The following is a 5,944-nucleotide window of genomic DNA, read 5'->3' on the forward strand; positions in this document are numbered from 1 at the left end:
ATCGACCACACAGCGCCCTGGGCAACCTGGCCCCCAGGGAATTCGCTTCATCTGGCCAGGCTAGCCTGGCCAGATGAAGATCCTGGATTTTCTCACTTGAGCTGGTACAGAAAAGGGGAGCGGTTCATACCCAATCCGAACTCTCATAACGGTGGGCCAGGTTTTTGGGGCATTTCAAGGGGTGGACCAACGGAGACTATGACAACACAAAAGAGTTGACCTTCAAGGAGGTTGCAAAAGTAACCGGCGACAATTTGACGACCATAGCTCAGCAATATCGCAGTGCCTTTGAGCTCATCACGGGACACGCGTATTCTCCCGAGATGTGGTTTCGCTTCATGCAATTCAGCAAGGTTTCGGAAGCAACTTGCCGTGTTATTGGTCGAGTGACGCGTGCCCGCCCACAAGTTTCACCAACGCCACGCGATGTGCCAAGCTCCGTTTTAGATTCAGGTGAACGGGAAGACTTCGTCGCAAATCGCGCAGAAAGCAGGGACTCAGTATCGGCAACCGAACGAAGCATATTTAGGGCCGATATGGCGGATCTAATAAAGCGTGGAAAAAGCAATCAGGAAATCCTGCAAAAATTTGGCCTAACAGCCACCCCCGAGTACACGGAAGTAATCGAAGTCTATCGCAGACACCTCGACATCCCAGGTCCTAGCGGCCATTCTGAAAAGCCAAATAAATAACGCGCGCACTATTTTGCAACAGGGAGAAGGTGACAAGTTGATCACCTGTATCCACGAGTTGCACGATGACTTCCGAAAATCTTGACCCGTCTAGGCTCGTTTCGATCAAGGAACTGAGCCAGTCGGCCAATGTTCCTGTCGTCACCTTACGGCGATGGGCTCGACAGGGGAAAATCCCCTACTATCAGCCAGGCGGCAAGAATGGCCGCCTGTTCTTTCCAGCCGATGCCATTCAGGCGTCGGAGTCTACTTCTCCCGCTTCGGAGCGTTCTACGCCCCAAGCGGGGCGAACTCCGAAGTGGATGTCTTAACGTGGGAATCCACTAGGAGGTTCGAATGGCTAAGCCCCACCAGGGATGGACTCCCCATTTCCAGTGGCGATTGTTTCAGCGGGACGGCGTGTACTACGCGGACGGTCGCTCGAATCAGCCTGATCTGGGGAAACACTCTTTGGCCACGCGCATTAAGTCGGAGGCCACGGGGCGATTAAAACTGCTCGACCATCGTATGGCCTTGGCAAACGGTTTTATTGCCGAGCCCGCTCCCCAGGCTACAACCCCAGAGATTTCGATCGAAGCTGGCTGGAAGGAGTATCTCGAGCACTGCAAACGCCCCCGAGTCATGGGGGGCAAGTCTGAGAATACGGTCAAACGATATCGCGCCGTAGGAGACAAATTCACGCAGTTCTGTCACGAGCGGAACATCCTTGTGTGGCGTGCGGTCACCAAGACGATCGTCGAGGCGTATGGGCGCCACCTCAATAGTCTGGACTACGCCCAGCGAACGCTTTCCCTGGAGTTGCACTTAATCCAGCATATCGTCCACTGGTTCATCGATGAAAAACGCCTTCCGGAAGAGCAGCGGATGAAGCTAGGTCTCAAGAAGTTGACGGGGACCGATACCTACTGCTATTCGCGGGAGGAGGTCGAGGCGATTCTCAAGCTGTGCCAGGCCACATCTGAATTGGAATGGATGTACCCTCTGCTCGCGACACTCGCCATGACTGGGATGAGGATTGGAGAGGCGATTCAGCTACGACATTCTGACATTGAGTGGGAGCCAAGACCCATGATCAAGATCGCTGACGAAGGGGCCAGTCAACGGAAAGCGAAAATGAAATCGGCCCGCCAGACGAAGGGCAAGCGGGCGAGGAGTGTACCAATCCATCCTGAGCTACAGGAAATCTTAAAACAGTTACCTCGGCACCGCGATGGCTTCGTATTTCATGGTCCCAGGGGAGGGCGACTCAAGGCCGATACGGCTCGCGTGATCCTCAAGCGGGATGTGCTCGAACCTTTGGTGGAACGCTTTCCAACTCAAGAGGGGGACATTGGCTTTATTCATGGTCGCTTCCACAGCTTTCGGCATTATTTTGTGAGCCAGTGCTCAGCCGCAGGAGCGTCAGAAGGGCAGATCAAGGATTGGGTCGGGCATCAGGACTCGGAAATGGTGGCGCTCTACCGGCACCAATTCGACGATGCCAACCAAGAGCGGATGAAGTCGATCCAGTTTACGTCCGCCTAGTGCGGATGTGATGTCTTGGAACAGATCTCAAAAGATGGCGAGATCTTTGGGACAGAAATGGCAACGGATAACGAGAATAATGAGCTCGGTTTTCTCCGTTTTTGTCCCAATTTTGTCCCAATCGACTGGGACAAAAAATAAGGCTCTTCATAACGTCTTGTTTTCCAAGGGGTTATGAAGAGCCATTTTTGAAAAACGGAGAGAACGGGAGACTAAGCAGGCATTTTTGTAACCCCTTGCGAGTCAAAGAGTTACAGTTGTAAGTGCTGGCGTAGTTGAGATTTACGTCTCGCCACTCGTAGTCGACCGTTGTCGCGCATTCTCACCTGTTGTCAAGTTATTTGTCTCTCCGAGACAAACGACTGAGCGCCTGATTTCGCGGAGAGTATCGCATTCTCCGCTGTATTGAGGGTGGCCATCGGCGACTATGAAAGCCTCCTATGAATGGAGGTTTTCGACATGAATCGAAAGCGTCAGCGCGAGCTCAAACCTCGCAACGGGTATCAATTGATCACATTGGCGGTCGCGCGAATCAGCGGATGTCCTTCTCAAAAGGAGGTCAGCCTGGAAGATCAGGTTGACCACGCCAAAGATGAAGTGGCGTATTTGTATCAGGGTGATGTTGAATACGACACCATCGCGACGAAAGGGAAGGGCGAAAGCCTTGATCGGCCCGAACTGGCTGAGATCGCAAAAAAGCTGCGTACAAGAAGGTACGATCTTTTGATCATGGAGGATGTCGGCAGGCTTGTGCGAGGAGCCGAAGCGGTAAAGCTGTGGGGAATAGCAGTGGACCATGGCACGCGTTGCATCGCGCCAAACGATTGCTTAGACACCAACGATGAGACATGGGAAGAAGATCTCCTCGCGGCGTGCCGCGACCATGTTGGGCACAACTCCCATACATCGAGGCGACTGAAGCTGAAATTGATGAATCGCTTCGTTAAGGGAATAGGGGCGACGCCAACAGAGACTGCTGGCTATGAGAAGCCCGAGGGAGCCAAGACATTCGATGATTGGCGGAAACTCGATCAGTGGACACCGACGATCGAAGCAGGTGCGGATATTCTACTTACCTCAATGAATTGTTCGCAGGTCGCGGACCTCTTCAACGAGGAGAGGTTTCCCGTCGGCAAGTATTGTCGCAAACCTGACTGGGACGGCAAAATGGTACGCCGCTATTATCGTAATCCAATGCTTAAAGGCATGCCGGCCCGAGGGAGGATGCATACTGATAAAAAGCATGAGCGCGGTCGTCGCGTGTCCATCCCGAATCCTGACGGTCCGAAATATGTAAGTTACCCGCATCTGGCGCATCTCAATATTCAAAAATTCGATGACCTGAATGCTGGGCTTGACGAAGCGAATAAGAACTGCGGTCGTAAAAAAGTCAATGGTAACGATCCGCTCTACCGCGTACCGAAAAAGCGGACTCGCTTCCCAGGCCAGCATGCCCGCTGTTGGTATTGCGGCCGACAATTGGTCTGGGGCGGAAACGGAATGAAAGACAAACTGATGTGTTCCGGTGCACGTGAATGGAAATGCTGGAATTCGATCGGTGTCGATGGGCCGCGTCTGGTAGAGCTCCTGGTCCAGGAGGTTCAACAAAGGCTCTATGCCTTAGACTCGTTTGACGAGCAATTTAAGATGCTCGTTTCTGGAGCACTGGCGGAGGTCTCTGGAGCTTGGGATGAACGTCAGCGAGAACTGCAACGGCGAGATCGCGAATTGGCCCGAGCGAAGCAAAATATCCTTGATGCCATTAAGGAGTTTGGTTCTCGGGCTTTGATCATCGAGCAGTTGGACGAGTTGGAGGCACAAGAGCGACAGTTACACAACGAAAGGTCTCGACTCGACCGAAGTCGCTCTAGTCAATTGCAACTCCCGGCAAGTGTGAATGAAATGCATTTCCTTTTTGAAGAACAGTTTCAATCGCTTGCCGTGGTAAGTCCCGAGTTTGGGGATCTGTTCCGGGCCATAATCCCAGATATCTATGTCTACCTAGTTCGTTCCTGCGATGGTGGGCATCCGGTACCCCGCGTGAAGGTTAGCATGAACTTGGGAGGGATCGCCCCTGATTCCTTGCAGGTTCCGCAGCTAAGTGAACTGTTGACTTACGATTTGACAGTCAGCCCTTTCGAGGTTCCCCAGCGGTGTCGCATTCGCTTGGAAGCAGCACGGTTGACCGCCCAGGGGCTGACCCAAAGGGAGATTTGCGAAGCGATTGATGAAAAACCAACGCTTCCCGCCGTTCAGCGTGCAATGTGCCTGCATCGTCAAATGGAAGAGCAGGGGATTGACGATCCTTATCAGGTCTTGCTTGATCTGCCTGCCAACTACTCCAAGTTGCGACGGCATAAGAACAAACGTTATCAGTTTAAGATGCTCGAAGGCTATATCCGTCCAGCATTGTAAATTACGAGAATATTCAAATTTGCCTTACCCTTCGCCCTGAACTCTGGTTCAGGGCTTTTTTTATGCGCATTCGGAGGCAGACAAGCTTATGAACGATCGAGAAGAGTTAACAGCCGATGATCGGCAGCAAGTTCCAGTCAGGCCGGAGACTCCTCTTCATTCCATACTAGAAATGATCGCTAAAGCAGTTGTGAACAAGCTGGTTAGCGAATCAGATTCGGAAAGGAAAATGAGACGATCTAAATTTCCAATGAAAACGCGTCAAGATACTTGAGGGCTCCCTTAGCAATCGATGAATTGTCAACCGCAGTCATTCAATCGGAGGATCTATGTCACACACAGTCCAAATCAAGACAGAAATCCGTGATTTGGTAGCGTTGCGGCAAGCCTGTCAGCGTCTTTCGCTCAACGCTCCTGTTCTCGAAACAGTTCGTCTTTTCAGTACCGAAGTCAAAGGGCACGCCATTGGTTTGCCTAACTGGCGATACCCAGTTGTTTGTGATCTTCCATCAGGTGAGATTCACTTCGACAATTATGAAGGTCGATGGGGTGACGCAAAAGAAATGAATCGCCTCGTCCAGATGTATGGAGTCACGAAGGCCGTTCTTGAAGCTCGAACGAAGGGCTACACAACGACCGAGCAATCGCTGCCAGATGGAAGCATCAAGTTGACCATACAGGTAGGAGGTCAGTATTGAAAACTATTGAGATCATTGTCAGTCCCACAGGACAGTTACGCCTCGAGACGCGGGGCTTTCAGGGGACAGAGTGTCGCGAGGCAAGCCGCTTCTTAGAAGCCGCCTTGGGACAACAAACCTCCGAGACTCTTACAGCCGAGTTCCACGTCACGGAAATCACGCAACAAAATCAAATCGAACAGAAGGAATAACTGCCTATGGATCCCATACCCGAAACTCCCCCTCACGGAACGATCGACCTGGCACGCGTTATGGTGATTGTCGAGGGAACGAACGACATTGAGTTCCTCAGCCGGATTTCGTTGACGCTGCATGCGCACGATCCAGACCTGCCGAATCTGGCAGAAATGGAACAGCAAGGACAATTGGTGTTTGTCCCCTTCGGGGGCAGCAACTTGCCCAGCTGGACCTATCGGTTCGCTTCCCTTGGCAAGCCGGAGTTCTTCTTGCTCGACCACGAGGTTCCGCCCGAAACGGGACAGCGGCAGGAATTGGCCGAGGTCATCAATCAGCGGCCACAATGCCGGGCTGTGCTTACGAGTAAGCGAAGCCTGGAAAACTATCTCCATCCGGCGGCGATTCGTGAGGTTACTCCAATCGAGCTTGCGTTTGGCG

General features: G+C 52.4%; 6 protein-coding genes and 1 pseudogene. All 7 read left to right on the top strand.

The window, feature by feature from the left end; translation table 11 throughout:
• Positions 1 to 164 precede the first annotated feature (164 nt).
• Positions 165 to 692: a hypothetical protein gene (locus C5Y96_RS00400; protein ID WP_105349577.1), complete on the top strand. Its 528-nt coding sequence runs from the start codon at positions 165 to 167 to the stop codon at positions 690 to 692.
• Between the two features lie 65 nt (positions 693 to 757).
• Entirely contained in the window at positions 758 to 1,003 is a 246-nt protein-coding gene (locus C5Y96_RS00405; RefSeq protein ID WP_105349578.1) for a helix-turn-helix domain-containing protein, read from the top strand.
• A gap of 25 nt (positions 1,004 to 1,028) precedes the next feature.
• Positions 1,029 to 2,216, top strand: coding sequence for a tyrosine-type recombinase/integrase (locus C5Y96_RS00410; protein ID WP_105349579.1), 1,188 nt, complete (start codon positions 1,029 to 1,031; stop codon positions 2,214 to 2,216).
• Between the two features lie 459 nt (positions 2,217 to 2,675).
• Positions 2,676 to 4,631, top strand: a complete 1,956-nt coding sequence (locus C5Y96_RS00415; protein WP_146115458.1) for a hypothetical protein — start codon at positions 2,676 to 2,678, stop codon at positions 4,629 to 4,631.
• 329 nt (positions 4,632 to 4,960) lie between these two features.
• Positions 4,961 to 5,329 (top strand): DUF1257 domain-containing protein, encoded by a 369-nt coding sequence (locus tag C5Y96_RS00420; protein ID WP_105349581.1) that lies wholly within the window; start codon positions 4,961 to 4,963, stop codon positions 5,327 to 5,329.
• Positions 5,326 to 5,520 carry a DUF2997 domain-containing protein gene (locus tag C5Y96_RS00425; RefSeq protein ID WP_105349582.1) on the top strand — a complete coding sequence of 65 codons (195 nt, stop codon included), beginning with the start codon at positions 5,326 to 5,328 and terminating at the stop codon, positions 5,518 to 5,520. The genes C5Y96_RS00420 and C5Y96_RS00425 overlap by 4 nt, the downstream gene beginning before the upstream one ends.
• A gap of 6 nt (positions 5,521 to 5,526) precedes the next feature.
• Positions 5,527 to 5,944 (top strand): annotated as a pseudogene (locus C5Y96_RS00430) (hypothetical protein); the annotation flags it as partial.

The sequence above is a fragment of the Blastopirellula marina genome (genome assembly GCF_002967715.1).
Classification (GTDB): Bacteria; Planctomycetota; Planctomycetia; order Pirellulales; family Pirellulaceae; genus Bremerella; species Bremerella marina_B.

Coding starts and splice junctions, on each gene's coding strand:
- C5Y96_RS00405 (WP_105349578.1), top strand. CDS start 758: ATGACTTCCGAAAATCTTGACCCGTCTAGGCTCGTTTCGATCAAGGAA.
- C5Y96_RS00410 (WP_105349579.1), top strand. CDS start 1,029: ATGGCTAAGCCCCACCAGGGATGGACTCCCCATTTCCAGTGGCGATTG.
- C5Y96_RS00415 (WP_146115458.1), top strand. CDS start 2,676: ATGAATCGAAAGCGTCAGCGCGAGCTCAAACCTCGCAACGGGTATCAA.
- C5Y96_RS00420 (WP_105349581.1), top strand. CDS start 4,961: ATGTCACACACAGTCCAAATCAAGACAGAAATCCGTGATTTGGTAGCG.